Source organism: Citrifermentans bemidjiense Bem (assembly GCF_000020725.1).
Lineage (GTDB): Bacteria > Desulfobacterota > Desulfuromonadia > Geobacterales > Geobacteraceae > Geomonas > Geomonas bemidjiensis.
Genome location: NC_011146.1, coordinates 1,495,900 through 1,521,333, shown reverse-complemented (window position 1 = coordinate 1,521,333; position 25,434 = coordinate 1,495,900). Strand labels below are relative to the sequence as shown.

At 60.8% G+C, this 25,434-nt stretch carries 24 protein-coding genes; 3 read left to right on the top strand and 21 right to left on the bottom strand.

Going from position 1 to position 25,434, the window contains the following annotated elements:
* Window positions 1–26: 26 nt before the first annotated feature.
* The 20 genes from GBEM_RS06625 to rimP all read right to left on the bottom strand — a co-directional run bounded on the left by GBEM_RS06625 (window position 27) and on the right by rimP (window position 19,910).
* Entirely contained in the window at window positions 27–944 is a 918-nt protein-coding gene (locus GBEM_RS06625) for an AAA family ATPase (RefSeq protein ID WP_041262691.1), read from the bottom strand.
* A 148-nt stretch (window positions 945–1,092) separates the two neighbouring features.
* Window positions 1,093–1,848 (bottom strand): 7-carboxy-7-deazaguanine synthase QueE, encoded by a 756-nt coding sequence (locus GBEM_RS06620; RefSeq protein ID WP_012529748.1) that lies wholly within the window; start codon window positions 1,846–1,848, stop codon window positions 1,093–1,095.
* Window positions 1,841–2,209: a 6-carboxytetrahydropterin synthase QueD gene (gene queD / locus GBEM_RS06615; protein WP_012529747.1), complete on the bottom strand. Its 369-nt coding sequence runs from the start codon at window positions 2,207–2,209 to the stop codon at window positions 1,841–1,843. The genes GBEM_RS06620 and queD overlap by 8 nt, the downstream gene beginning before the upstream one ends.
* Before the next feature lie 148 nt (window positions 2,210–2,357).
* Window positions 2,358–2,711, bottom strand: a complete 354-nt coding sequence (locus GBEM_RS06610; protein WP_012529746.1) for a hypothetical protein — start codon at window positions 2,709–2,711, stop codon at window positions 2,358–2,360.
* A 30-nt stretch (window positions 2,712–2,741) separates the two neighbouring features.
* Window positions 2,742–3,350 (bottom strand): L-threonylcarbamoyladenylate synthase, encoded by a 609-nt coding sequence (locus GBEM_RS06605; protein ID WP_012529745.1) that lies wholly within the window; start codon window positions 3,348–3,350, stop codon window positions 2,742–2,744.
* A gap of 285 nt (window positions 3,351–3,635) precedes the next feature.
* Window positions 3,636–4,067, bottom strand: coding sequence for a nucleoside diphosphate kinase regulator (gene rnk / locus GBEM_RS06600; protein ID WP_012529744.1), 432 nt, complete (start codon window positions 4,065–4,067; stop codon window positions 3,636–3,638).
* A 48-nt stretch (window positions 4,068–4,115) separates the two neighbouring features.
* The gene (locus tag GBEM_RS06595) at window positions 4,116–4,973 is read right to left on the bottom strand and encodes a rod shape-determining protein (protein ID WP_012529743.1); all 858 of its coding nucleotides are present in this window, start codon (window positions 4,971–4,973) and stop codon (window positions 4,116–4,118) included.
* A gap of 299 nt (window positions 4,974–5,272) precedes the next feature.
* A complete protein-coding gene (locus GBEM_RS06590; RefSeq protein ID WP_012529741.1) occupies window positions 5,273–6,376 on the bottom strand; it encodes an aminopeptidase in 1,104 nt (367 codons plus the stop codon).
* Window positions 6,377–6,570: 194 nt separating this feature from the next.
* On the bottom strand, window positions 6,571–7,011 hold the full coding sequence (gene dut, locus GBEM_RS06585) for a dUTP diphosphatase (protein WP_012529740.1): 441 nt from the start codon (window positions 7,009–7,011) through the stop codon (window positions 6,571–6,573).
* Between the two features lies 1 nt (window position 7,012).
* Window positions 7,013–8,269, bottom strand: coding sequence for a M16 family metallopeptidase (locus tag GBEM_RS06580; protein WP_012529739.1), 1,257 nt, complete (start codon window positions 8,267–8,269; stop codon window positions 7,013–7,015).
* 53 nt (window positions 8,270–8,322) lie between these two features.
* A complete protein-coding gene (gene pnp / locus GBEM_RS06575; RefSeq protein ID WP_012529738.1) occupies window positions 8,323–10,413 on the bottom strand; it encodes a polyribonucleotide nucleotidyltransferase in 2,091 nt (696 codons plus the stop codon).
* A 181-nt stretch (window positions 10,414–10,594) separates the two neighbouring features.
* Window positions 10,595–10,861, bottom strand: coding sequence for a 30S ribosomal protein S15 (gene rpsO, locus GBEM_RS06570; protein WP_012529737.1), 267 nt, complete (start codon window positions 10,859–10,861; stop codon window positions 10,595–10,597).
* Between the two features lie 118 nt (window positions 10,862–10,979).
* Window positions 10,980–11,864 carry a tRNA pseudouridine(55) synthase TruB gene (gene truB / locus GBEM_RS06565; RefSeq protein WP_226373964.1) on the bottom strand — a complete coding sequence of 295 codons (885 nt, stop codon included), beginning with the start codon at window positions 11,862–11,864 and terminating at the stop codon, window positions 10,980–10,982.
* Window positions 11,865–11,866: 2 nt separating this feature from the next.
* Window positions 11,867–12,835, bottom strand: coding sequence for a DHH family phosphoesterase (locus GBEM_RS06560; RefSeq protein WP_012529735.1), 969 nt, complete (start codon window positions 12,833–12,835; stop codon window positions 11,867–11,869).
* The gene (locus tag GBEM_RS06555) at window positions 12,816–13,175 is read right to left on the bottom strand and encodes a ribosome-binding factor A (protein ID WP_012529734.1); all 360 of its coding nucleotides are present in this window, start codon (window positions 13,173–13,175) and stop codon (window positions 12,816–12,818) included. The genes GBEM_RS06560 and GBEM_RS06555 overlap by 20 nt, the downstream gene beginning before the upstream one ends.
* Before the next feature lie 121 nt (window positions 13,176–13,296).
* Complete coding sequence (locus GBEM_RS06550) at window positions 13,297–14,433, bottom strand: IS481-like element ISGebe1 family transposase (RefSeq protein ID WP_012528777.1); 1,137 nt, start codon at window positions 14,431–14,433, stop codon at window positions 13,297–13,299.
* A 244-nt stretch (window positions 14,434–14,677) separates the two neighbouring features.
* Complete coding sequence (gene infB, locus GBEM_RS06545; protein WP_012529733.1) at window positions 14,678–17,638, bottom strand: translation initiation factor IF-2; 2,961 nt, start codon at window positions 17,636–17,638, stop codon at window positions 14,678–14,680.
* On the bottom strand, window positions 17,639–18,232 hold the full coding sequence (locus GBEM_RS06540) for a DUF448 domain-containing protein (protein WP_012529732.1): 594 nt from the start codon (window positions 18,230–18,232) through the stop codon (window positions 17,639–17,641).
* A 6-nt stretch (window positions 18,233–18,238) separates the two neighbouring features.
* Window positions 18,239–19,390 (bottom strand): transcription termination factor NusA, encoded by a 1,152-nt coding sequence (gene nusA, locus GBEM_RS06535; RefSeq protein WP_012529731.1) that lies wholly within the window; start codon window positions 19,388–19,390, stop codon window positions 18,239–18,241.
* Between the two features lie 37 nt (window positions 19,391–19,427).
* On the bottom strand, window positions 19,428–19,910 hold the full coding sequence (gene rimP, locus GBEM_RS06530; RefSeq protein ID WP_012529730.1) for a ribosome maturation factor RimP: 483 nt from the start codon (window positions 19,908–19,910) through the stop codon (window positions 19,428–19,430).
* 459 nt (window positions 19,911–20,369) lie between these two features.
* Here rimP and thrC point away from each other — a divergent pair, with 459 nt between their 5' ends.
* Complete coding sequence (thrC, locus tag GBEM_RS06525; RefSeq protein WP_012529729.1) at window positions 20,370–21,746, top strand: threonine synthase; 1,377 nt, start codon at window positions 20,370–20,372, stop codon at window positions 21,744–21,746.
* A 56-nt stretch (window positions 21,747–21,802) separates the two neighbouring features.
* Window positions 21,803–22,495 carry an HAD family hydrolase gene (locus GBEM_RS06520; RefSeq protein ID WP_012529728.1) on the top strand — a complete coding sequence of 231 codons (693 nt, stop codon included), beginning with the start codon at window positions 21,803–21,805 and terminating at the stop codon, window positions 22,493–22,495.
* On the opposite strand, the gene GBEM_RS06515 is transcribed toward GBEM_RS06520, so the two are convergent.
* Window positions 22,485–23,261, bottom strand: a complete 777-nt coding sequence (locus GBEM_RS06515; RefSeq protein ID WP_012529727.1) for a helix-turn-helix domain-containing protein — start codon at window positions 23,259–23,261, stop codon at window positions 22,485–22,487. The genes GBEM_RS06520 and GBEM_RS06515 overlap by 11 nt on opposite strands.
* Before the next feature lie 313 nt (window positions 23,262–23,574).
* On the opposite strand from GBEM_RS06515, the gene GBEM_RS06510 reads away from it, so the two are divergent.
* Window positions 23,575–25,341, top strand: coding sequence for a M3 family oligoendopeptidase (locus GBEM_RS06510; RefSeq protein WP_012529726.1), 1,767 nt, complete (start codon window positions 23,575–23,577; stop codon window positions 25,339–25,341).
* The last annotated feature ends 93 nt before the right edge of the window (window positions 25,342–25,434 follow it).

Here is a 25,434-nt window from a genome sequence, read left to right as displayed (position 1 = left end):
GTACAGCCCTCCCCCTTTGGTGAGCTTTATGTGAGGGGGAGCGGTATCTCTTTTAGGATCGCGTTTAATATCTGCTCCTTGTCCACCCCTTCGTGCTCCGGGCGGAAAATGAGGCGGTGCGGGCAGACCGCGTGCGCCACATCCCGTACATCCTCCGGCGCTACGAAGTCCCGTCCGTTCAGGTACGCCGCGGCCTTGGCGGCGTCGACCATCCCGATGCCGCCGCGGGTGGAGAGCCCGGCCTGGATCAGGGGATAGTTCCGGGTGGCCTTGATGATGGCGTAGACGTAGTCGGTCACCTTCTCCCCCACGTAGACGTCTTTCTTCACCGTCCCGATCGCGTCGACCAGCTCCTCGTGCGTCACCAGGGAAGGTATGTGGAGGATTTCGTCCCTGATGCTCCCCTGCCTCAGTATCCCCTTCTCTATCTCCTCGGGGGGGTAGCCTATGCCGGTCTTGATGAGGAAGCGGTCCATCTGCGATTCGGGAAGCGGATAGGTGCCGACCTGCTCCACCGGGTTCTGGGTGGCTAAGACCAGGAACGGTTCCGGGAGCCGGTAGGTAACACCTTCCACCGTCACCCGGCGCTCCTCCATAGCCTCCAGGAGCGCGCTTTGCGTCTTCGGCATGGCGCGGTTGATCTCATCCACCAGCACGATGTTGTTGAAGACCGGGCCCTTGATGAAGTTGAAGCGGCCGGTTTCCCTGTCGAAGACGGAGAGGCCGGTGATGTCCGAGGGAAGGAGGTCGCTCGTGCACTGCACCCGGCCGAAGGAGAGCCCCAGCGCGCCGGCGAAGGCTAGCGCCATGGTGGTCTTCCCGAGCCCCGGGATATCCTCCAGGAGGATGTGCCCGCCGGTCAGAAGCGCCATGAGGCTCAGCCTCAGCGCCCGGACCTTCCCCTTCAGGTGCTGGCGGGAAAGCTCCTCCAGCACGTTGTTCATCTCGTCAACCCTTGGAAGTCGGCTCAATCCTTTACCTCCCCGGCCAGTTGCCAGCCCTCATTATACCGACAGCCCCGGAAAATAAACAGGGGCGCCCGACGACGCCCCCTTGACCTTACCCTGTTCTTTCGTCCGACTAGATCTCCGGCTAGAGCTGCCCCATGAACTTGTGCGTCTGGGGGATGACCCGGACCTCGTTCAGGCCCGAGCAGAGTTCCTGGAGTTCCAGCATCCTCAGCGCGGGGAGCGCGACGGCGCCGCTTCCGAGTGTCATCGGCTGCAGGATGAGGGGGATGCCGGGGTTCACGGCCATGATCATCTGGCAGGAGCGTTCGATCTCCCAATCCTCGGTGCTCTGGTCGATGACGATCTTCACGAAGACGCTAGTCTTCGAAGCCGTTTCCAGGAAGGCGCGGTGCGCATCCCAAAGATTCACGCAGCCTGAGGTGGAGGGGAGCTTGAAATCCATGCCGATGTAATCCAGGTGCGGCATGAGCGGTGCCAGCTGATGGGCGAGGGTCCCGTTGGTCTCCAGGTAGACCGGAAGCAGCGTTCTCAACACAGGAAGCCACTCCTTCAGCTCTTTCGCGTACAGTAGCGGCTCTCCTCCGGTAACGCTGATGGAGTGGTGGATGCCGGGCCACCCCTCGGTCCAGCTCTCCAAAAGCGTGGCGACCCGCTCCAGTCCGACCGGGTTCGGCACCTTGAAGAAGTCCCGCCGCCCAGGGGTAAGTTCCAGCAGGCACTCCTTGGGCGTCTCGCTCATGCCGGGAGTATCGCAAAAGGAGCAGTTCAGGTTGCAGCCGGCAAGCCTCAGGAACACCTGGCGCAGGCCGACCAGGACTCCCTCGCCCTGGATCGAGGAAAAGCACTCGACCAGAGGGGCGCGAAGACCGTTACTCATAGTAGCTCGCGGCGGCGAAATCCGACTCCCACACGGTGACCATCTCCACCTTCACCTTGTCGCTGCCAAGGATCTTGGTCAGCTCATGATAAAGGTAGCGCGCGATGTTCTCGGAAGAGGGGGAGACCTCCAAGAAAGGGGGGAGCTCGTTCAGGTACTTGTGGTCCAGGGTCTTCAAGAGGGTGTTGGTCTCCCGCTTGAGGATCTTGAAGTCGATGCCGAGCCCCGCCTTGTCCAGTTCATTGGTCGTTACCGATACCTCGACCTTCCAGTTGTGGCCATGCAGGTTCTCGCAGTCCCCCTGGTAGTTGATCAAGTTGTGGGCTGCAGCGAAGGCAGTGTGAATGGTGAGACGAAACATGCCACCCTCCGGGGTTTTCATTATTAACAACCGGCCCAATATAGCATAAAAGACAGGCTAAGGTTAAGGTTAAGGTTGAGGTGTAGCGGATTTAATTGGACATGCGGGGCTCGGGAGAGATCAACGCGGAGCCGCTGCCTGACCGGTTTCAGATGTTTATGCTCTCGCCCGGGGCAAGCCTCGGAGACGCGGGGGTGGTGAACGACGTGTAGGCGAGCACGAAGAAGAGAAAAACCAGGGAGAAAAGCAGCAGGATGCCCGGCATCAGGCGCGCCCTCGGGTGGGGTGCTTCGCTCTGCAAGAGACCGATAGCGGCTACCAGCACTCCGAACCCGCCCAGGACGCCGGCCAGGAAAAAGCCGAAGAATACCAGCCGCGCCTCCCCGTCCAGCCCGAGCAGGAAGAACCGGCCCAGGCTGTCGTGGAAGAAGGTGGCGACCATGAGGGAGATGATGCTGGCGCAGATGGCCCTGATCCCGCTGCGGACGGTTTTTTTACGCATGGAGTGCTGACCTCGGTTCCGATGGGCGCATCATTCGCACCAGCTCACGTCCCCTACCCCTTTCCTGAGGAGTTCGGGAGAGTCGCCGATGAGGCTTACCACGGAACTAACGTCGGCGGAGAGGTCGCCGCCGTCGACCACGAGATCCAGGAGTTTCCCGAGTTCGTGCTCGACCTGCCAGGGATTGCCAATAGGGTCTTCTCCGGAGAGGTTGGCGCTGGTGGTGACGATGGGGTGGCCCAACTCCTTCACTATGGCAAGGCAGATGTTGTTGTCGGGCATGCGGATGCCGACCGTTCTCTGCTTGGTCGTGACCAGGTCCGGCACCACGCTGTTCGCCTCCAGGACGAAGGTGTACGGGCCAGGCAGCAGCCGGCGCAGCTGTTTGAAGGCGTAGTTGGAGACCCTGGCGTAGCGCGAGATCTCGGATATGTCCGAGCAGATGAAGGAAAAGGGTTTCTTGCGGTCGCGCTGTTTGACCTGGTAGATCCGCTCGATTCCCTTCTTGCTGAAGATGCTGCAGCCGATGCCGTAGGTGGTGTCGGTCGGGTAGGCAACCACGCCTCCGTTTTTCAGTATCTCCACCACCTTGGCTACCAGCCGCGGCTGCGGATTGTCGGGATTTATTTCCAGGAGCATGTCTAGTCACCGGGTTTAATCTCAGAAGAGGCGCATGGACCAAGTGTGGCGTCTTCTGGATCAGGATGTCGTCCACCATAGTTCGCGTCGGCGCACCACAGTCTCAGGGCGGTGTTATATATAATATATAAACGTGGCCCCGTCCACCATTGATCTTAGCTGTTCAGCCTCGTTGCCGCTACATCCTTTCCTCGGACTCCCCTGATCCAGCCATGCCGTGCTGTCTGCAAGAACAGGCAAGAAACTGTTCCTTCCTGCCTGCCGCGAAGAAGCCGCGCGAACTTCCTAGAGATGGTAATCCCCTGCCGCTTCAGGCTGATAGAGAATCTTCTTCACCTTCAGATTCTTCATCCCTCCAGGTACGGGCCAGGTGATGCGGTCTCCGGTTCTAAAACCGATCATAGCGGTACCGACCGGTGCCAGAATCGAGATCTTGCCGCTGGCCAGATCCGCCTCGTTGGGAAAGACGAGCGTGTAAACCAACTCTTCCTCGGAATCGAGATCCTGCAGGCAAACCTTCGAATTCATGGTGATCACGTCCGGAGGGATGCCCGCCGGATCCACCACTTCAGCCCGGACCAGTTCTTCTCCCAGTTCTTTCAGGTTCTTGCTGTCCCGCGTCTGGGTGGAGCGCGCCTTGTCGATCAAAGCCTCCAAACGCTCCATGTCGAATTCGGTTACGACTACCTGCCGTTGCGCCTTCTGGGTATTCTTCATAGTGAAACCTCCTCAATGTTAGTATCGCCGCCGTCAAGCAGCGGGGAATCAGTGCCAACGGTTCAGCATAAGCATGACCGGCAGGATTGCTCGTGCCCCCTCGACCACTGAGTGGCGCGGGTTGTCGGCAACGCAGATGCTGATGCCGATCCGCTCTTCAAGATAGCGTCGCACCCCGGGGATGAGAGCGCCGCCGCCGGTCAGGCAGATCCCGCTGTCGATGACGTCGCATCCCATTTCGGCAGGGAGATCCCGCACGAACAAAGAGAGCTTTGCGGCGATCTCTTCCAGCACCACCTCGATCGATGCCGCGACCGCGACGCTCCCAGCGTCTTCCGGAGATCGGGCAAGGCCGCAGCGGCGCATCAGGTCGTCGGCAAGGTCGTCGCCATACTCGCCGCCGATGTTCTTCACGATGGCCGAGCGCATCCGGGCGCACCCGATCCTGACCGCGCAGCAAGCGCGGATTTCGCTGGAGCTGATAATCGCGCAGTCGGTCACGCCTTCACCTATATCCACCACCATCCTGGCGTAGGGCGAGGAAACGTCGATCCCTGCGCCAATCGCGGCCGCGAGCGGTTCCGGGATCACAGCGGCCGATGCTGCCCCGGATCTCATAATGGAGTCGACCAGCAGCTGTCGCTCTTCATAACGTGCGTCGCTGGGAGCGCAGGCTAGGACGCAGGGCTTGACGATGCCGCAGACCCTGGCGCGATCCAGTAGAGGCTTCAGGATATGCCATGCCGTCTCCCCGTCTACCACCACCCCTCCGCTAAGAGCCCTTTTCCTGCCGATCATCGACGGTTGTTCCATCAACCGGCTCCCTGCAGCTATGCGCGTAGTTGCGGTTCCGACATCCAAGGCGACGTGCGGCCTCCAGTAGGTAGGCTTTAACAAGGGAATCATGACAAAGCTCCATAAAAAAAGCCCCCCACTGACTGTGTCGGTGGGGGGCTTTGGGAAAACATGCTGTTTAAGCCTATACGATCCCCTCCGTCACAGTGACAGACTGCGCGTCACGACGTACCGGAACGATTTCCAGAAGAGAGAGGATCTGCTTGAACTGTGCATGAATGGGTGCCATCTGTTTCTCCGTCGTTTTTTAACAGCCTTGAATCTATCAGAATAAGCGAATTGAGTCAATCCGCTGCACCTCTGTCTGCCGCGTGAGCGGCCGTTACTAAAAGAGCGTGCCTACTGCCAGCCTAAGCGCCCGGGTTAAGACCGAGCAGGGGCTCGTGGACGAAGAGTCCGTCCTTCTGGATCAGGATGTCGTCGAACCACAGCTCGCCGTCGCCGGCCAGTATCTTCACCATGTCCCAGTGGACCGCGGAGCGGTTGCCGTTGTCGCATTCGTCGTAGGCCTGCCCGGGCGTGAAGTGGATGGAGCCGAAGATCTTCTCGTCGAAAAGGATGTTGCGCATCGGCACCGTGATTTTCGGGTTGACGCCGATGGCGAATTCACCGACGTAACGCGCCCCCTCGTCGGTGTCGAGGATCCGGTTCAGCTCTTCGTCCATTCCCGGCGAGTTGGCGCGGACGATGCGGCCGTTCTCGAACTCGAGGCGGATGTTGTTGAACTCCTTCCCCTGGTACACGGTGGGGCAGTTGTAGGTGATGTACCCCTGCACCGAATCGCGCACCGGCGCGGTGAAGACCTCGCCGTCGGGGATATTGAGGCGCCCGTCGCACTTGATGCCGGGAAGCCCCTTGATGCTGAAGGAGAGATCGGTGTCCGAAGCCTTGATGCGCACCCGGTCCGCCGCGTCCACGCACGCCTTGAGCGCATCCTGCTTCCTCGACTCCTCCTCCCAATCCATGCAGCAGGCCGCGAAGAGGTAATCCTCATACTCGTCGAGGCTCATGCGCGCTTCCTGGGCTGCCGACTGGGTCGGATAGCGGGTGATCACCCAGCGGGTGTGCTTCACGCGCTGGTCGATGATGGGGCGCACCACCTTGGACCAGGCGATCATGCTGACCTGCTTCGCCTTGGCCATCACCATGGAGTTATCCGACGCCGTAAGCCCGATGTAGACGTTCGCCTGCTTCATGAAGTCCAGCTTGTGCTGGGGGAAGTAGGAGAGCTGCTCGGCGCTGGCCAGGTTGTAGAAGTAGCGGTTGATGTCGGGGATGGTGAACTCGTACTCGACGTACTTGGCGCCCCGCTCCAGGCAGAGCGCGTAGAGCTCCTTGACCAAAGGTGCGCCTTCTGTGCCGGCGCAGGAGATGAGCACCACGTCGTCTTTCTGCACGCGTGCCGAGTAATCGACCAGGACTTCAGCGAATTGTTTTAAGCGAGGATCTTTCATGTGCCTGCCCCCGATGGTTGTTCAAGAATGGGTGACGCGGCTGCCCGGCAAGACCGCCGGCAGGATGTGGTTGTAGGAAGAAGGGATTATTGTAGCAATATGAGGCCCAGAGTCTTAGTCTTAGATTAGTCTTAGTCTCAATCTTTATCTTTATCTCTATCTTTATCTGCTTCTTTCTCTATCTGCTTCTTTCTCTATCTACCCGTATGCCCGAAGCCGCCGGCGCCGCGCGCGGTGTCGCCTAACTCATCGACCTCAATGAACTCGGCACGCTCACAGCGGGCAAAAACCATCTGGGCGATACGCTCGCCGTCGCTCACCGTGAACGGCTCGCTCCCCAGGTTGATCAGGATCACCCCGATCTCGCCGCGGTAGTCGGCGTCAATGGTTCCCGGCGAGTTAACAAGCGCGATGCCGTGGCGTAAAGCGAGCCCGCTTCTCGGCCTCACCTGCGCCTCGAACCCCGGCGGGAGTTCTATGGCAAGCCCGGTGGGTACCAGTGCCCTCTCGCCAGGCGCCAGCACGAAATCGGCGGAGAGCGACGCGCAGAGGTCGACGCCGGCCGCGTGCTCGGTCATGTAGGCCGGCAGCGGGGTTGCTCTCAACCTCTTTATCCGGACAGGCAGGCTACCCATCTCAGACGTTTATGTCCGAAGCTTTGAAAGAAGGCGTACCGATCCGCCCCAGCATGACCAGGGTCAGCGCGGAATTGTCGAGGATATCTACGGCGAGGGTCTGGATGCTCTCGGCGGTGACCCGGTCGAACCCCTCCATGATCTCGGAGAGCGGCAGGGGTGTGCCGAAATAGATCTCGTTCTTGGCAAGACGCGACATGCGGTTGTCGCTGGATTCCAGGGAGAGAAGAAGGTTTCCCTTGAGCTGCTCGCGGGCACCGTCCAGCTGCTCGGCCGGGACCGGTTCTCTTTTAAAGCGCCCGATCTCGCGCAGCATGATCTCGAGGAGTTCAGCCTGGTTTTCGGGGCTCGCGCCGGCGTAGACCACCAGCGAACCGGCGTCGGCGTGGGAGGCGATGTAGGAATAGACGGAGTAGGCAAGACCGCTTTTCTCGCGCACTTCCTGGAAAAGCCGGGAACTCATCGACCCGCCCAGGATGGCGTTCATTATGAAAGCGTCGTAGCGCTGAGGGTGGCTTTGCTGAACCCCTTTGAGGCCGAGGCAGACGTGGATCTGCTCCAGGTCCTTCTCGACCAGCTCGATCCTCCGCTCGTATACCGGAGGCGCCGATTCAGTCCTGCCGTTGCCGGAGGGGACACAGTGGAGGTACTCCTCCAGGAGAGCGGTCAGCTTATCGTGGGTAAGGTTGCCGGCGGCGGTCACGATGACGTCGTCGGAGCGGTACATCTGCTCTTTGTAGGCGATGATAGCGTCTCGGGTGAGGCCGGTGACGCTTTCGGCGTCGCCCAGGATGGACATCCCCAAGGGGTGCCCCTTCCAGAAATGCTGGTGAAACAGGTCGTGGATCAGGTCGTCGGGGGTGTCTTCCATCATGTTGATCTCTTGGAGCACCACGCGGCGCTCCTTTTCGATCTCTTCGGGGTCGAAGGTTGAATGGAGGAAGATGTCGGTGAGAAGGTCGACGGCCTTGGGGAGGAACTTGTCCAGGACTTTGGCGTAGTAGCAGACGTACTCGCGGCTGGTGAAGGCGTTCAGTACGCCCCCCACCGAATCGATTTCGCGGGCGATGTCGAGGGAGGAGCGCCGTTCGGTCCCCTTAAAGAGAAGGTGCTCGATGAAATGGGCGACGCCGTTGGACTCCCGCCGTTCATGGCGGGAGCCGTTGGCAACCCAGATACCGATCGATACCGAGCTGGCATACGGGATACGCTCGGTGATGACACGTATCCCGTTATTTAGAATGGTCTTTTTAATCATGGCTAGAACTATACCTGGATTGCCATAAATTGCCAGCTTTCAAATGAGAAGGATTATTCGGTGAAAGTCAGTCCCAGAGCCTCTTTACGGGACAGCTTGATCTTGCCCTGCTTGTCGATGCCGATGCACTTGACCAGGACCTTGTCGCCCTCTTTGAGGATGTCGCTCACGTTCTTGACGCGCTCGGTGTCGAGCTCGGAGACGTGGACCAGGCCGTCGGTTCCCGGGAAGATCTCCACGAAGGCGCCGAACTCCATGATCTTTTTGACGGTGCCCATGTAGAGCTTCCCTTCCTCGGCCTCGGCGGTGAGGTTCCTGATCATCTTGATGGCGAGGTCGCAGGCTTCCTTGTTGGTGGAAGCGATGTTGATCTTGCCGGTGTCGTCGATGTCGATGGAGACGCCGGTCGCCTCGGTGACGCTCCTGATGTTCTTGCCGCCGCTCCCGATGACGTCGCGGATCTTGTCGACTTTGACCCAGATGGTGGTGATGCGAGGCGCGAAGGCGGAGAGGTCGCCGCGCGATGCCCCGATGGTCTTGGCCATCTCGCCCAGGATGTGGATCCTGCCTGCCTTGGCCTGAGCCAGCGCCGCGCTCATGATCTCGCGGGTGACGCCGCCGATCTTGATGTCCATCTGCAGCGCGGTGACGCCTTCGGCGGTACCGGCCACTTTGAAGTCCATGTCGCCCAGGTGGTCTTCGTCGCCGAGGATGTCGGAGAGGATGGCGAAATCGTCGCCTTCCTTGATGAGGCCCATGGCGATGCCGGCAACCGGCGCCTTGATCGGGATGCCTGCGTCCATCATGGACAGCGAGCCGCCGCAGACGGTCGCCATCGAAGAGGAGCCGTTGCTCTCGGTGATGTCGGAAACGATCCTGATGGTGTAGGGGAAGTCGTCATGCTTCGGGAGCACCTGCTGCAGGGCGCGCTCGGCGAGCATGCCGTGGCCGATCTCGCGGCGCCCCGGGGCAAGGCGGAAGCTGGTCTCGCCGACGGAGTACGGAGGGAAGTTGTAGTGCAGCATGAACTTCTTCCTGGAGTCGCCGTAGAGCGAGTCGATGCGCTGCTCGTCGACCGAGGTGCCGAGCGTCGCCGCCACGATGGACTGGGTCTCGCCGCGGGTGAACAGGGCGGAGCCGTGGGCGCGGGGGAGCAGGCTTACTTCGGTGGAGATGGCGCGGATGGTCTTGGTATCGCGCCCGTCGATCCTCTGGCCGTCCTTGATGATGTGCTCACGCACGAGGTCGTACTCGAGGTCTTCGATGAAACCTTTGATTTCTTTCTCGGAGCCTTCGAACTCGGCCGAAAGTGCCGCGACGGTCTCGTCCGCGATGGCGTCGATGGCCAGGTGGCGCTCCACCTTGGTCTTGATGCGGACCGCCTGCTTCATCCCCTCTTTGGCGAGAGCGGATACGCGCGCCTTCAGCGCCTCGTTCACCACCGGCGCCGGGATTTCGCGCTTCGAGGTGCCGACTTTCTTGGCGAGCTCGAGCTGGGCGGCGAGGACCGGCTGCACCGCTTTGTGGCCGAAGAAAATGGCTTCCAGCAGGTCGTCCTCGGAAACCTCGCAGGCGGAACCTTCCACCATCAGGATTGCGTCCTGGCTGGCGGCGATCACGATCTCGAGGTCGCTCTTTTCTTCCTGCTCCGCAGTCGGGTTGGCGATGAACTGGCCGTCGACGCGGCCGACCTTGACGCCGGCGATGGGGCCTGCGAAGGGGACGTCGGAAACCATCAGGGCCGCGGAGGCGCCGATCATGGAGAGGATGCCGGGGTCGTTGTCCTTGTCGGCCGAAACCACGGTCGCCATGATCTGGGTGTCGTTAAGGAAGTTCTCCGGGAACAGCGGACGGATCGGGCGGTCGATGAGACGGCAGGTCAGGGTCTCGTTGTCGGAGGGACGCCCCTCGCGCTTGAAGAAGGACCCGGGGATGCGGCCGCCCGCGTACGCCTTCTCCTGGTAGTTGACGGTGAGCGGGAAGAACCCCTGCCCTTCCTTGGCGCTCTTCATGGCGACGGCGGTGACGAGCACCATGGTGTCGCCGCTTTTGATCATGACTGCGCCGCTGGCCTGCTTCGCGATCTTTCCCGTTTCGATGGTGATTGTCTTGCCACAGCATTCTGCCTGTACGGTGTGTACCATTCTTCGGCCTCCGATTTAAACTTTTTTACGGTTGGTGTTGGGGCCGCCGATAAAAGCGCCCTGCGAGCCGGACAAGCTCCCAAGGCGGTTTTATCCACGCCCCCAACAAGAAAAAGGGCACGAGGCCCTTAAGTGACTAATGTGAAAGGCAACATACCCGTAAAGGTATGTTGCCTTTTCCTTACCTTCTGATACCGAGTTTCGCGATGATGGACTTGTATCTCTCCACATCTTTCTTTTTCAGGTAGTCGAGAAGACCCCTACGCTGACCGACTATCTTCAGCAGACCGCGACGGCTGTGATGGTCTTTTTTGTGGGTCTTGAAGTGCTCAGTCAGATAGGTGATACGCTCAGAGAGAAGCGCGATCTGCACTTCGGGAGAGCCTGTATCAGAGTCATGCAACTTGTGAGCATTGACGATTTCCTGTTTCTTTTCAGTTACCAGCATTTAATTTATCCCCCTTCGTCCTTCTAGTTTATAATTCCTGCCAGCGCCGAGGTCAAGCCGCTGCAGGTGAAACATCCGAACTTTGTACCATAGAAACTACTGTCTGTAAAGCACAATACTAGTTGAATACACGCGCCAATCGCAGCCCTTTGAGCATGTCGTACTCGGCTACTGCAGCGAAGCGCTCCCCCTGATAGAGTCGCACCTGTTCGCCCTGCTGAAACTCTCCAGTCGCCTCGGTGAAATCGGCAGCTAGCGGCACCACGCCGTTTTGCACCTTCCTCCCCCCCGCCTCGGACAGCTCCAGCCTGCGCAGGTGGTCGAGCGCCCGGTCCAGCGGGAGGATCAGGTCCTGCTGGTTCGCGGCCGCAGCCAGCGCCTCTATGCTGATGGCGTCTTTTTCGCGGAAAAGCCCGCTCCTTGTGCGCCGCAGCTCCAACAGGTGCGCCCCGCACCCAAGAGCCTCGCCGATGTCGCAGGCAAGGGTCCTCACGTAGGTGCCGCGCGAGCAGGTAACGGTGAAGCACGCCTCGGGTAGGCGGATCCAGTCAAAGCTAAGCGAGTGGATTTCCACCTCGCGCGCCTCGCGCTCCACCTCGATCCCCTTTCTGGCCAGCTTGTAGAGCGGAACGCCCCCCTGCTTGATGGCCGAAAACATGGGAGGCATCTGCTTTTGGAGACCCAGAAACTGCGGCACCAGCCGCTCCAGGTCGGCTGCTTCCAACTGCGACCAGTCGCGCTCCGCCAGCACCTGGCCGGTGAGATCCTGGGTGTCGGTGGCGATACCGAGCCTCATTACGGCGCGGTACTCCTTCTCCGACTCGTCCAGGAACTGGATCGCCTTGGTCCCTTCGCCCACGGCAACGGGCAGCACGCCTGTGGCGAAGGGGTCGAGCGTTCCCGTATGCCCCACTTTTTTCTGGTTGATGGCGCGACGCACCTTGGACACGATGTCATGCGAGGTGACACCGGCCGGCTTGTCGATCACAAAAAAGCCGTTCAGCATCAGCGCATCTGCTCCAGTCGGTCGAAGACCAGGGCCTTCACCTCGGCCAAAGTCCCCTTGACCGTGCAGCCGGCGGCGTTATGATGCCCGCCCCCGCCAAAAGAGGCGGACACGGCGGAGACGTCCATCTTCCCCTTGGACCTGAAGCCGACCTTGAATAGGCCTTCCTCGATCTGGCGGAAGAAGAGCGCCACCTGCACTCCCCTGATGGAGCGGGGGTAGTTGATGAAACGGTCGGTGTCCTGGGCGTTGGCGCCGGTCTTCTCGTACATGTCGAGAGTGACGGTGACCGAGGCGTATTCCCCGGAAGGGGAGACGGTGAGATCGGAAAGCGCCAGAGCGAGGAGCGCGATACGCTGCAGCGGCTCGCTCTCGTAGAGGTTCTCGTTCACATCCCAAGCGTTGACCCCCTTGTCGATCATCTCGCCGGCGATGGCGAACGCCTCGGGGTCGGAGTTCGAGTAGTGGAAGCTCCCGGTGTCGGAAAGGATGGCGGTGTAGATGCAAAGGGCGGCGGGATAATCGACCTCGTCGCCGGCCGCCTTGATGATCCGGTGGATGAGCGCCGCGGTGGCGCTCGCCTTGGGATCGATCAGGTTGCAGACGCCGAAGTTCTCGCACCCCAAGTGGTGGTCGATGTTGATGAGGCGGCCGATCCTCTTGTTGCCGGTGACCGCCTTACCGGCCCTGCGGAACTCCCCCACGTCGAGGACGAAGCAGACGTCGAAGTCGCGCTCCGGCATTTCCGCATAGACCTGATCCGCCATGGGGAGGAAGGAGCAGTTGTCCGGGACCGGATCGCTCAGGTACACGGTGACGTCCTTGCCGCGCCCGGAGAGGTAGTTGGCAAGGGCAAGCGACGAGCCGACCGCGTCCGGGTCGGGGCTCTCGTGGCTGGTGATCAGGAAGCTGGAGCCGTTGTCGATCTCCGCCAGTATCCGGGTTATCTCAGCTTTGCTCGCCGTCATCCGTTGCCCCTATCTCCTTCAGAATCGATTCGATATGCTGGCCGTAATCCAGGGATGTGTCGTACTTGAACAGGACCTCGGGGACAAAGCGCATCTTGAGCGCCTGCCCGATCTCCTTGCGGATGTAACCCTTGGCGGAGTTGAGCCCTGCCTCGCTGTTCTTTTTGTCCTCGTCGCTGCCATGCACGGTGAAGTACACCGTCGCCTGCCTGAGGTCCGGGGTCATCTTGACGCCGGTGATGGTGAGAAACCCGATGCGCGGGTCCTTGAGCCCCTTGATGAGGAGTTCGGAGATAATCTTGTGGATCTGCTCTCCGACCTTGTCTGAACGCTTTACCATTTTCTTTCTCTCTTGTAGGTTTCCCGTGGCTCAGACGAGCCGCAGGGTTAAGCAGTCACATCCCCGCCCCCAGAGGGTGTATGGACCGGGGTCAAGGTTTACAGTTGTTCGGGGACATGGTTTACACTTTTTGTTCTTTGAGATCGACTTCTGCGATTTTCTGGCTGCAGAAATAAACGCCATATTCGCCATCGCGTATGGTTGGCCGAAATGCCACCGGCTGCCCCCTGAGCGCCTTCGCGAGGCGCACACATCGGCCTTTGAATGACACCTTACCCTCGGCCTGGACCTTTCGGATCTCGTCGTCTGGGGCGTACTGAATCTCGGGCAGTATTTCTGAGTAAGTCCGCCGGCTAGGCTTATAACGCGTCATCGGAGTTTCCATACCTAGTGATTCGTGTGGGCGCTCCAAGTTGTAGCAATGCCTGAAGGTGTCGAATCTAAGCTGGCAGTCAGCTAGGTCTTCGAAGACTCTTCCAGCGATTGCTTCTGCAACCAGAGTTCTGTGAAACCGCTCGTCCTTACCCTGTGTTTGAGGATGATAGGGGCGAGAGTGGCTGACCCGTATCTCGTTTCTGATAAGCCAGACCGTTAATGGCGTAAGGTCGTTGTATTGATCGTTACCCCATGGGCTGCCATTGTCCATGGTCATTCGATATGGCAATCCATATTGCCTGAATGCCTCAATCAAAGCAGCTTTAACCGTTTCTGTTCGCTCATTGGCACAGGCTACAAGCACCACACTAAACCGGGAATGGTCATCCAGAACAGTCAACGGATGACAGCGACCATGATGCTTCATCGGAATACTGCCCTTGAAATCCATCTGCCATAGGTCGTTTGGGTATGGGTGCTCGAACCGTTGGAAAGCAGTATGTTTATCTGACTCAGCTGGATCAATGCAGCCGTTGCGGCGCAAGATTGCTGTTATGGTCGAAGGTACAGGCACCCCCTGATGCCCAAGTTTTTCAAGACGCTTACGTAGCTTACGTGCTCCCCAAGCCTGATGTTCTTCGCGAAGCTTGAGAATAGCATCTTCGGTCGCAGTGACCGTCTTATGTGGACAGGTCAGTGGCTTGCGAGATAAGTCAATTAGGCCTTCGACGCCGGTTTCAAGGAACCTGCTAATCCATTTGTAGCCGGTCGGACGGCTGATGTTAAAGCGTTTGCAAAGGAAGGCTATGTTGCTGCCTTCCTGCAACGCCAAATGAACGAACTCGAATCTCAGGGTCATAGTATCCACCGGTCGCCAAGGCATGGTCTCCCTCCTCCGAGGAAAGGTCATTCTTGGCAAAAGTGTTAACTATGTCCCCGAACATTTGTAAACCATGTCCCCAGTCTATACAGAGGGGGAGGGTCAGGGAGGGGGCATTTCTCTCGTTTCCGCAGCCCCCCCCGGCCTCCCCCCTCCAGGGGGAGGAGCAGTAAACGATAAGGGGAGAGGGCCTTCCGCGGCCGGGATGCCGGACGCGGGACGCCGCTCTCCCCGTTTTGTCGTGGTGCTACAGTTTGCCGGCTACCTTCTCCATCTCGAAGCACTCGAAGATGTCGCCGATTTTGAGGTCGTTGTAGTTCTCAAGCGACATGCCGCACTCGTAGCCGGTGGCCACTTCCTTCACGTCGTCCTTGAAGCGGCGCAGGCTTCCCAGCTTCCCTTCGTAGACCACCATGTTGTCGCGCAAAAGGCGGACCTGGGCGTTTCTGACGATCTTGCCGTCGGTGACGTAGGAACCTGCGACCATGCCGGCCTTTGGTACCGAGAATACCTCGCGGATCTCGGCGCGACCCAGGTACTTCTCCTTGAAGGTCGGCTCCAGGAGACCTTCCATCGCCTTCTTGATGTCGTCCACCGCGTCGTAGATGATGTTGTAGAGCCTGACGTCGACCCCTTCCTTCTCGGCGAGCGCCGCCGCCTTGACCTCGGGACGGACGTTGAAGCCGAGGATGATGGCGTTGGAGGCGCTGGCCAGGTTGACATCGGTCTCGGTGATGGCGCCGACCGAGGCGTGCAGCACGTTGAGGCGGATGGCGTCGGTGGAGAGCTTTCTGAGCGACTCGGCCACTGCCTCGACCGAACCCTGCACGTCCCCCTTGACGATCGCGTTCAGGTCCTTCACCTCGCCCTTCTGGATCTTCTCGTAGAGTTGCTCCAGGGAGAGCTTGCTGTGCTTGGCGAGTTCCGACTCGCGCAGCTTCATCTGGCGGTGGTTTGCGATCTCCTTGGCCTGCTTCTCGTCGCCCATGGCCACGAAGATGTCGCCCGCGTCGGGAACCCCGTTGAAGCCGATCACCTCGACCGGCATGGCCGGGCCTGCGGCAAGCACCTTCTCCCCGCGGTCGTTCTGCATGGCGCGGACGCGGCCGTAGTGGACGCCCGCCACGAAATAGTCGCCGCTTTTGAGTGTTCCTTCCTGGACCAGGACGGTCGCGACCGGGCCGCGCCCCTTGTCCAACTTCGCCTCTACGATGGTGCCGCGGGCGGGCTTGTCCGGGTTGGCCCTGAGCTCGAGTACGTCCGCCTGCAAAAGGACCATCTCCAAAAGCGACTCCAGGTTGATCCGCTTCTTGGCGGAGACCTCGACGAAGATGGTCTCGCCACCCCACTCCTCGGAAACCAGGCCGAACTCCATCAGTTCCTGCTTCACCTTGCCGGGGCTCGCATCGGGCTTGTCGATCTTGTTGATCGCCACGATGATGGGAACGCCGGCAGCCTTAGAGTGGTTCACCGCCTCGCGGGTCTGCGGCATGACGCCGTCGTCCGCCGCCACCACCAGGATGACGATGTCGGTGACCTTGGCCCCCCTGGCGCGCATAGCGGTGAACGCCTCGTGGCCCGGGGTATCTAGGAAGGTGATCTTCTTGCCGTTCAGCTCCACGTCGTAGGCGCCGATATGCTGGGTGATGCCGCCGGCCTCGCCGGCTATGACGTTAGCTTCGCGGATGGCATCCAGAAGCGAGGTCTTGCCGTGGTCGACGTGACCCATGATGGTGACGACCGGCGGACGCTTCAGCAGGGACTCCGGCGTATCCGGCTCCGCCTCCAGGATCTCGTCCACGTCGAGCGCCACGTTCTCGATCTCGTAGCCGAAGTCGGTGGCGAGAAGAGTAGCGGTGTCGAAGTCGAGCGGGTGGTTGATGGTGGCCATGACCCCCAGCTTCATCAGCGCGCGGATCAGGTCGGTGGCCTTGATCCCCATCCTCTTGGCGAGTTCGCCCACGGTGATGGACTCGGAGATCTTGATGATCCTCTTGATAGCCTTCGGAACCGTGATCTCGGTCTTCTTGCCGATCTGGACCTTCTCGTATTTACCTTTTCTGCCCTTGGAACGGGGACCCGGCTCGAAGACGCGCTCGCGCTTGTCGAGGATGTCCTTGAAGCTATCCTTCTTCCCCTTCCCTGCTGCGGCGGGTGCGCCCTTCTTGCCGTTTTTGGCGTAGTCGGTGCCGCCGGCAGGGGCCGGCTTTCTCCCTTTGCGGCGGTCGTCGCCCAGAAGCGGCGGCGCATCTATCGGAGCAAGCGGTGCGGGACGATCAGGACGCCCGCCGGTGGGTCCGCCGGGGCGGCCGGTGGTCGGACGTTCGCCGGGACGGCCAGGGGCGCCTGCGGGACGCGGCCCACCCGGACGGGGCGCGGGGCGCTCGGTGCCGGGGCGCTCGACGCCGCGCGGCATGCCGGGACGCGGCGCGGGGCGTTCGCCCGGGGCGGTGCGCTGGTATTCGCGGCGCTCGGCGGGGCGCTGCGCGGGAATCGGGATCTCGACCCGGCCCAGGATCCTTGCCCTGGTGGGGGTCGCCTTTTCGGGCTCCTGCTCTTCGGCCTTGGCGGGGGCCTGGGCCTCGACGGGGGCGGCCGCTGCCGGCGCCGCGGGTGCTGCCGGGGCGGACGCTTCCAGCTTCGCTGCCGGCTTCGCTACCGGGGCTTCTGCCGGTGCCGGGGCCGCGGGGGCGGCTTCCGCGGCGGGTGCCGCCGGAGCTTCCGCAGCCTTGGGAGCGGCGGCAACGGGTGCCGGCTCGGCCGGTTTTGCCTTCTCGGGCTTCGCTGCCTCGGCAGGTGCCGCTGCGGGCTTAGGCACGGGCGCAGCCTCTATGATGCGGGCGCGGACCGGTTCCGCTGCCTGGCGCGGCTTGGGGGCCTCAGCCTTCTCGGCCTCGACCTTCTCGGGCTCGGCCTTTTGCGGGGCCTCTTCCTGAGCCGCGGGAGCGGATGCGGCTTCGGCGGAAGCGGCCTCAGGCTCGACGGCCTTGGCCCGGCGGCGGATCAGGGTCGGCTTGACCCGAACTTCCTCCTGGGAGACTTCTTTGTGGGGTGTCTGCGCAGGGGCGGACAGCGCCTTGATATCCGAATCCTCAAGGACCGCCATATGGTTCTTTACCGACACACCAGCGTCGGCCAGCCTTGCCATAAGCTCTTTATTGTCTATCCCCATCTGCTGCGCCAGCTCATATACGCGGGTTTTGCTCATCTACTCACGCTCCTCCTCAAAGAAGTTCCTGTACTTTTCAATTTCCAATTCAATAGACCCGACAAAGCCGCTCTCCGTCACCACGAGGACACTCCTAAGCTCTTTGCCCAAAAGCGCCCCGAGGCGTTCCTTGGTGAACAGGGAGACGCACGGTACCCCCCTAAGCTTCGCGACGGCGCGGAACTTCTCCCCGATGTCGGCGGAGATGTCTGTGGCCAGAAAGAGGATCCCGGCTCCGCTCTTTTTCAGCTTCTCCAGCGCCTGGTCCGAGCCCGAGACGATCTTCCCGGCCTTGTTGGCCAGGGAGAGATAGGAGGCTATCCGCTCCTCGAGCTTTTCTACTACCTGCCGCGCCAGCCCTTCCGGGTCGACCTGGGCGACCTCGGTTTTGAAGCCGCGGCCGAACTGCCTTTTTTGCGCCGCCTGCTTGAGGCAGCTCCCCTTCATGCAGGTATAGGCACCGCGTCCGGGAAGTTTCTGCTGCAGGTCGGGGACTACCGTGCCGTCCGGGGCCAGCACCAGGCGAAGCAGGCTCCCCTTGTCCTTGGTCTCACGGCAGGCGAGGCAGCTTCTTTGCGGGTTGGCCTTGGGCATGCTGCGCTAGATCTCCTCTTCGGCGGCCTCGACCTGCGGCTGGGCTTCCGTCGCCTCTTCGGCCGGCTCCTCTTCCACCTCGGTGCCGTCGTAGGAGGCAAACTGCTGCAGCTCGGCCTCGGCCATGCGGGTCTCGCTCTTGATGTCGATCTTCCAGCCGGTAAGCTTCGCCGCCAGACGCACGTTCTGGCCGCGCTTGCCGATGGCAAGCGAAAGCTGGTCGTCCGCCACGATCACCTCCATGGCGTACTCCTCTTCATCGACGTACACCTTGGTCACCACGGCGGGAGCCAGGGCGTTGCAGGCGAAGCGGGCGATATCCTCGCTCCAGGGGATGATGTCGATCTTCTCGCCGCGCAGCTCGGAGACCACGTTCTGCACGCGGGACCCCCTCATGCCGACGCAGGCGCCGACCGGGTCGACGTCGGAGTCATGCGAGTAGACGGCGATCTTGGCGCGCCCGCCCGGCTCGCGCACCACGCTCTTGATCTCGACGATCCCCTCCGCGATTTCCGGCACCTCCGCTTCGAAAAGCTTGGCGAGCATGGTGGGATGGGTGCGGGAGAGCATGATCTGCGGCCCCTTGGTGGTCATGCGGATCTCGGTGATGAGCGCCTTGACGCGGTCCCCCTGACGGTAGACCTCGCGCGGGGCCTGCTCCTTGTGCGGCAAAAGCGCCTCGGCGCGCCCCAGGTCGACGATCAGGTCACCCTTCTCGAAGCGGCGCACCACGCCGTTGACGATCTCCCCCTGGCGCTCCATGAACTCGTTGAAGATGGTCTCGCGCTCGGCCTCGCGCACGCGCTGGATGATCACCTGCTTTGCGGTCTGGGCGGCGATCCTGGAGAAGCCGGAAGCGTCCATCTTCATGCCGATGGAGTCGCCGATCTCTACCTCAGGATCCTCCTCGCGCGCCTCGTCCAGCTCAATCTCGCGATAGGAATCCTGCACCTCTTCCACGACGGTAACGAATTCGAACAGCTCCACCTCGCCTTCCTCGGGATTGTAGTGCGCCTCAAGGTCGCGGGTATTGCGAAACTTCTTGTTGGCAGCGGTGAGGACAGCCTGCTCCAGCGCCTCCACTACAATGCTCTTATCGATCCCCTTCTCTTTTACGATCTGGTCGATCGTGTGCTTGAGGTTAAAGCTTGTTTCCACGTCACGGTCTCCTTCACTTGCTAGGTATAGTCAATTTTTAGAATTCGAATTCCAGGTTCGCCTTGGCCACCTTGTCCAAAGGGACGCGGGCCTTTTGCCCCTCGGTGAGATCGATGCCGATCACGCCGTCCGCTATGCCGGTGAGCTTCCCGGTAAAGGTCTTGCGCTTGTTGCCGGCTTCGTCGGCGAGCATCTCGAAGGTCTTCACCTTAATCAGGTGCCCGAGGAAACGCTCGTAATCCGCCACCTTCTTCAGCGGTCGGCATATGCCGGGGGAGGAAACCTCCAGCGTGTAACGCTCCGGCATGAAATCTTCCACGTCGAGGATGTCGGAGAGCTGCCGGCTCACGTCGGCGCAGTCGTCCAGGTTGATGCCCCCTTCCCGCTTCTCCAGGAAAACCCGCACCACCATATCGCGCCCCTCGCGCTTGTACTCCAGGTCGACCAGTTCGATGCCGAGCGGGGCGCCCACTTCCGCAATAATCTCAGTTACTCTTTCTACTACGTCGACCTTCGCCATCTCAAGGATTTCCCATAAAAAAAAGCGAGCCGGAGGAGCTCACTTTTGAGTGAACGTTAACATGTGCCCAATATTTAGCATGGAAGAGTTCTTTATGCAAGCGCTTTTTTTGAAAAACTCGGCCGTTTTCCAGCATTTCGAGCCGCGTCGACGGCTGATAGAGCGGTCATTTTGCCTGTGCAAGATAACCGGCGCCGAAGACGATGGCGCGGGGTCAATGAGTCATATTTAATATTATCTGGACTTATTTTACTCCTGTCGCTACTTTGCCTGCACCGATAGCTCTCTTTCCCTGTGCCTGCAACAGTAGTTGCAGTTGTCAGTCCAGGAAAGGATGAGGGACTTCAGGGCTCGCCCAAATACTGCCCGGCCAGCAATCGCTTCACTTTTAAACTTTTAACTGCTATATATTGACGTTGCCGAAACGGCAAAACCACCTACAGCAGAAAGAGAATCCACATGAAATACATAAGCACCAGGGGAAAGATAGCGCCGGTCGGTTTCAAGGACGCGGTCATGATGGGACTTGCCACCGACGGCGGGCTGATTCTTCCGGAATCAATCCCGCAGCTCGACCGCGGCACCTTGGCCGCCTGGTCCAAGCTCCCCTACCGCGAGCTTGCCTTCAACGTCATCTCCCTTTTCGCCACCGACATACCGGCTTTCGACCTGAAGGCGCTCATCGACCGTTCCTACGGCAGCTTCGAGCACGAGGAGACCACGCCGCTGGTGCAAAAGGACGGCGTCTACATATTGGAGCTCTTCCACGGCCCCACCCTCGCCTTCAAGGACGTGGCGCTGCAGCTTCTTGGGAACCTCTTCGAATACCTTTTGAAGGAGCGCGGGGAGAAGATGAACATCCTCGGCGCCACCTCGGGCGACACCGGGAGCGCGGCCATTGCCGGGGTGCGCGGCAAGGAGAACATCAACATCTTCATCCTGCATCCGCACCTGAAGACCTCGCCGATCCAGGCGCTGCAGATGACCAGCGTACTCGACGAGAACGTGCACAACGTCGCGGTGGAGGGGACCTTCGACGACTGCCAGAACATCGTGAAGGCCCTCTTCAACGACCTGCAGTTCAAGAAGGAGTACGCGCTCGGCGCGGTGAACTCGATCAACTGGGCGCGCGTTTTGGCCCAGGTGGTCTACTACTTCTACGCCTGGGGTAGGCTCCCGGAGCAAAAAGAGGTGATCTTCTCCGTCCCCACCGGCAACTTCGGCGACATCTTCGCCGGCTACCTCGCGAAAAGGATGGGGCTCCCGGTGGAGAAGCTGCTTTTGGCCACCAACGAGAACAACATCCTCGCCCGCTTCGTGCAAACCGGCGACTATTCGCTCGGGAAGGTGGTGCAGACCGTCTCCCCCTCCATGGACATCCAGCTCGCCTCCAACCTTGAGCGCTACCTCTACTACCTCTGGGACGAGAACCCGGAGAAGGTCTGCAGCGCCTTCGCCGAATTGCAGTCGACCGGCAGGATCGTGTTCACCAAGGAGCAGGTGCTAAGGGTGCAGGCGGAGTTCATGAGCTGCACGGTGGACGAGCAGAAGACCCTGGATACCATCGCCTCCTTCAACCGCGAAACCGGCTACCTCCTCGACCCACACACCGCGGTCGGCGTGCGCGGCGCCCTGGAATGCGCGCCGGGTCACCCGAGGGTGGTCTGCCTCGCCACGGCACACCCGGCGAAATTCGGGGATGCCGTCGAGCGCGCCGTAGGCTCACCTCCCCCGCTTCCCCCGGCACTCGCGGCCCTGGTGGGTAAAGAGACCCGCTGCGAGCTGATGGCGCCCGACCGGGAGAAGATCAAGGCGTTCGTCAAGGCCAAGGCGTAAAGAGCAGCATCAGGCGGATCGGCTCCTGCCGATCCGCCTGCCGAGGAAAACCCTACATGCCCCTCCCTCTGAAAATCGACTGGACCCTCATCGACACCGTACTGCTGGACATGGACGGCACGCTCTTGGACCGGCACTTCGACGACCACTTCTGGGTGGAGCACGTCCCCAAGCGCTACGCCGAGAAACACGGAGGCACCGTTCAGGCGGCCAAAGAGAAGCTGTACCGCATGTTCCGCTCGCAGGAAAACACCCTCAACTGGACCGATCTCGACTATTGGTCCGAGCAGCTGGGGCTCGACATCCCGGTGCTCAAGGAAGAGCTGAACCACCTGATCGCGGTGCACCCTTTCGTCACCGAGTTCCTCCTCTTTCTGCGCCAGCACGGCAAGAAGACGTACCTGGTCACCAACGCCCACGGAAAGACGCTCAACTTGAAGCTGCGCAGAACGAGGATTGGGAGCTACTTCGACGGGATAGTCTCGGCCCACGACCTGGGACTTCCCAAGGAGGATCCGGCCTTCTGGGGGAAACTGCAGCAGGTTATACCGTACATACCTCAGCGAAGCATGCTCGGGGAGGACAGCGAGACCAACCTGGAGACGGCGCGGCTTTTCGGCATCGGCTACCTGATCCACGTCGGGCGCTTCAGCTCCACCTCCGTCCCTTCGCTTTCCGAGCGCTTCCACACCATCCACTACTTCAGCGAACTGATCCCTCGCGACGGCGGCATGACGGTCAATATCTGACCGGCGGCTGCCCCTTTTTGCCGAGGCCGTACTTCTTCATCAGGTCGTACAGGGCGGGGCGGCTCACCCCGAGGAGTTCGGAGGCCCGGGTCATGTTCCCGCCGCTGTTGCCGACCGCCTCCTCGACCATCAACTTCTCCACCTTGTCGCGCGCTTCCCGCAGGGTCATCTGCCCCACCAGGGCGCCCTCCTCCCCCTCGCTCTCGCCCCCGCGATCCGGCCACTCGGGCGGGACCCTCACCAGGCGCGCCCGGTAGGAGAGGCCGGTATCCGGCAGCTGACCCGCTTGCCTGAGGACGAAGAGCTGGCGCAGCGCCATGCACTGCCCGGCGATCCCCTCTATCCCCGCGGTGGTCCGCTCCAGCGTCTTCTTCAGTGCCAGATGCTGCTCCTCGACCTCGCTCAGATGGAAGGCGCGCCGGACGATGACCTGCAACTCCGCCAGGCCCGACGGTTTCCAGTGGAAATCGTAGGCGCCTCGCTGCAAGGCCAAGTGCACCTCCTCCCGCTGCGCTGGAAAGGCGAGCAGCACGACCTTGGTACCAGGGCGCAGCTTCAGCATCCCTTCCATGATCCCCACCCCCTCGGGGTCCCCAACAGGGTCCGCGGCGAGGCCAAGGAGCACCACCTTCGGGAAATGCTGCAGGAAGAGCTTCATGGCATCGGAGCGCCCCTCTGCTTCAACGATTTCGTATTCCAGGGAAAGCCCCGATTCCAATTGCAGGCACAGGGGCTTTTCCGCCTCAACCACCAAAAGTTTTTCCATTGACGACCTTCTCATTAGTTTATTCGGGGGTCAGCATCACCTGCGGAAACGGGGAATCTCAACTCCCTCATCGCTTTGCAGCTGGAGGCGTCCCGATGAGGAACTGGAGGCATTTTTCTTTTCATTGGCGTTTTTTAACAACGAGTATTCTTATCGCACCGCTAACTGTTGTCAAGGAAAAGGATTGTCCTCTTGACGATGGCTTCCCCTTGGCGCGGCCCTGCCCTTTCTTGACACTGCTTAGCCCATGCATTACTATCGGTTGCATTTCCATGAAATCATTGACGATTCACCATGCATCAAGGGAGAAACCATGCAAAGCGACCTCAATTGGGATACGACCCCGCTCTACCCCGCCCCTTCCGCACCGGAACTTGCCCGCGCCTTCGAAGAAGGGACCGGCCAGGTGGCCGCCTTTCGCGAGCGCTACCGCGGAAAGGTGGCGGAGCTCGACGCAGAGGGGCTCCTGGAAGCGCTGAAGCAATACGAGTCCCTGCAGGAGAAGCTGGCGACGCCTCAGCTCTACGCCCACCTTCTCTTCGCCGCGGACAGCGAGAGCGACGAGCACAAGCGGCTGTCGCAGAAAGCCGAAGAGTTCGGCAACGCCATGGGGAGGGAGCTGATCTTCTTCGACCTGGAACTGATCCAGATGGAGGAGGAGCCCTTCGCGAAGCTTGCGGACGACCTGCTGCTGGAAAACTACCGCCACTACCTGCAGGTTTTGCGCAAGTTCAAGAAGCACACCCTGACCGAGCGGGAAGAAAGCCTTCTAGCGCAAAAGAGCCTGACCGGGGTGCAGGCGTTTTGCCGCCTCTTCGACGAGGTCTCCGCCTCGCTGCGCTACACCCTGGAGATGGAGGGAGAGACGCGGGAGATGACCGGCGAGGAGCTCCTGGCGCTCTTGCACCACCCGGACACAGGGCTTAGGGAAAGGGCCTTCGGCACCTTCCTCAAACGCCACGAGGAAAACGGCATCATGTTTTCCGCCGTCTTCAACAACGTCGCCTTGGACCACTCCCAGGAGCTTGAGCTTAGAAACTACAGCCATCCCATGGAGCCTACGAACCTCGGTAACGAGATCCCCAACGAGGTGGTAGAAAGCCTGATGCGGGTCTCCGAGGAGAACTACCCGCTGGCGCAGGAGTATTTCCGTCTCAAGGCGCAGCTTCTGGGCATCCCGCGCCTGAAGAACACCGACGTCTACGCCCCCATCTCCGAGAGCGACCGCAAGTACAGCTTCGAGGAGGCGCGCGCCATGACGGTCGCTGCTTACCGCGGCTTCTCCGACGAGTTCGCAGAACTCGCCGATTCCTTCTTCACCGGCAAGAGGGTCGACGTCCTCCCTCGCCCCGGCAAGAGCGGAGGCGCCTTCTGCATGGGGATGATCCCGTCGCTCCCCCCGTACCTGCTTTTGAACTTCACCGGAAACCTGCGCGATGTATCCACCATGGCGCACGAGGTGGGGCACGGCATCCACTACCTTTTGGCGCAGCGCCAGAGCATGCTCAACTACCATCCCCCGCTGCCGCTGGCCGAGACGGCCTCGGTCTTCGGGGAGATGCTGTTGACCCGTCAGCTCCTGGAGCAGGAAACCGACGTGGAGGTGAAGAAATCGCTTCTCTGCGCGAAGATCGAGGACATCATCGCCACCACCTTCCGCCAGAACGTCCTCACCAGTTTCGAGGAACGGATGCACCTGGAGCGGGCGAATGGGCTTCTGACCGCCAGCGAGCTCTGCGACATGTGGTGGCAGGAGAACGCGAAGCTCTACGGCGACGCCGTCGAGATGATAGAGCCGTACCGCTACGGCTGGAGCTACATCTCCCACTTCATTCACGCCCGTTTCTATTGCTACTCCTACACCTGCGCCGAGTTGGTGGTGCTCTCCTTGTTCCAGCGCTACCTGAAGGAGCGCGAGAGCTTCGTGCCGGTCTACCGCGACATCCTCGCCGACGGCGGTTCCAAGTCCCCCGGCGACACCCTCGCCCCTGGAGGGATCGTCTTCAGCGACCCGAGTTTCTGGCAGGGAGGGTACGATCTGCTGGGCGACCTGATCAAGGAACTGAAGGCGCTGCTGTAACTCGTCCGACAGGTCAGACAGGTCAGACCCGTCCGACAGGTCCGACTGGTCAGACTGGTCAGACTGGTCAGACAAAAACTAAAAAGGCCCGCC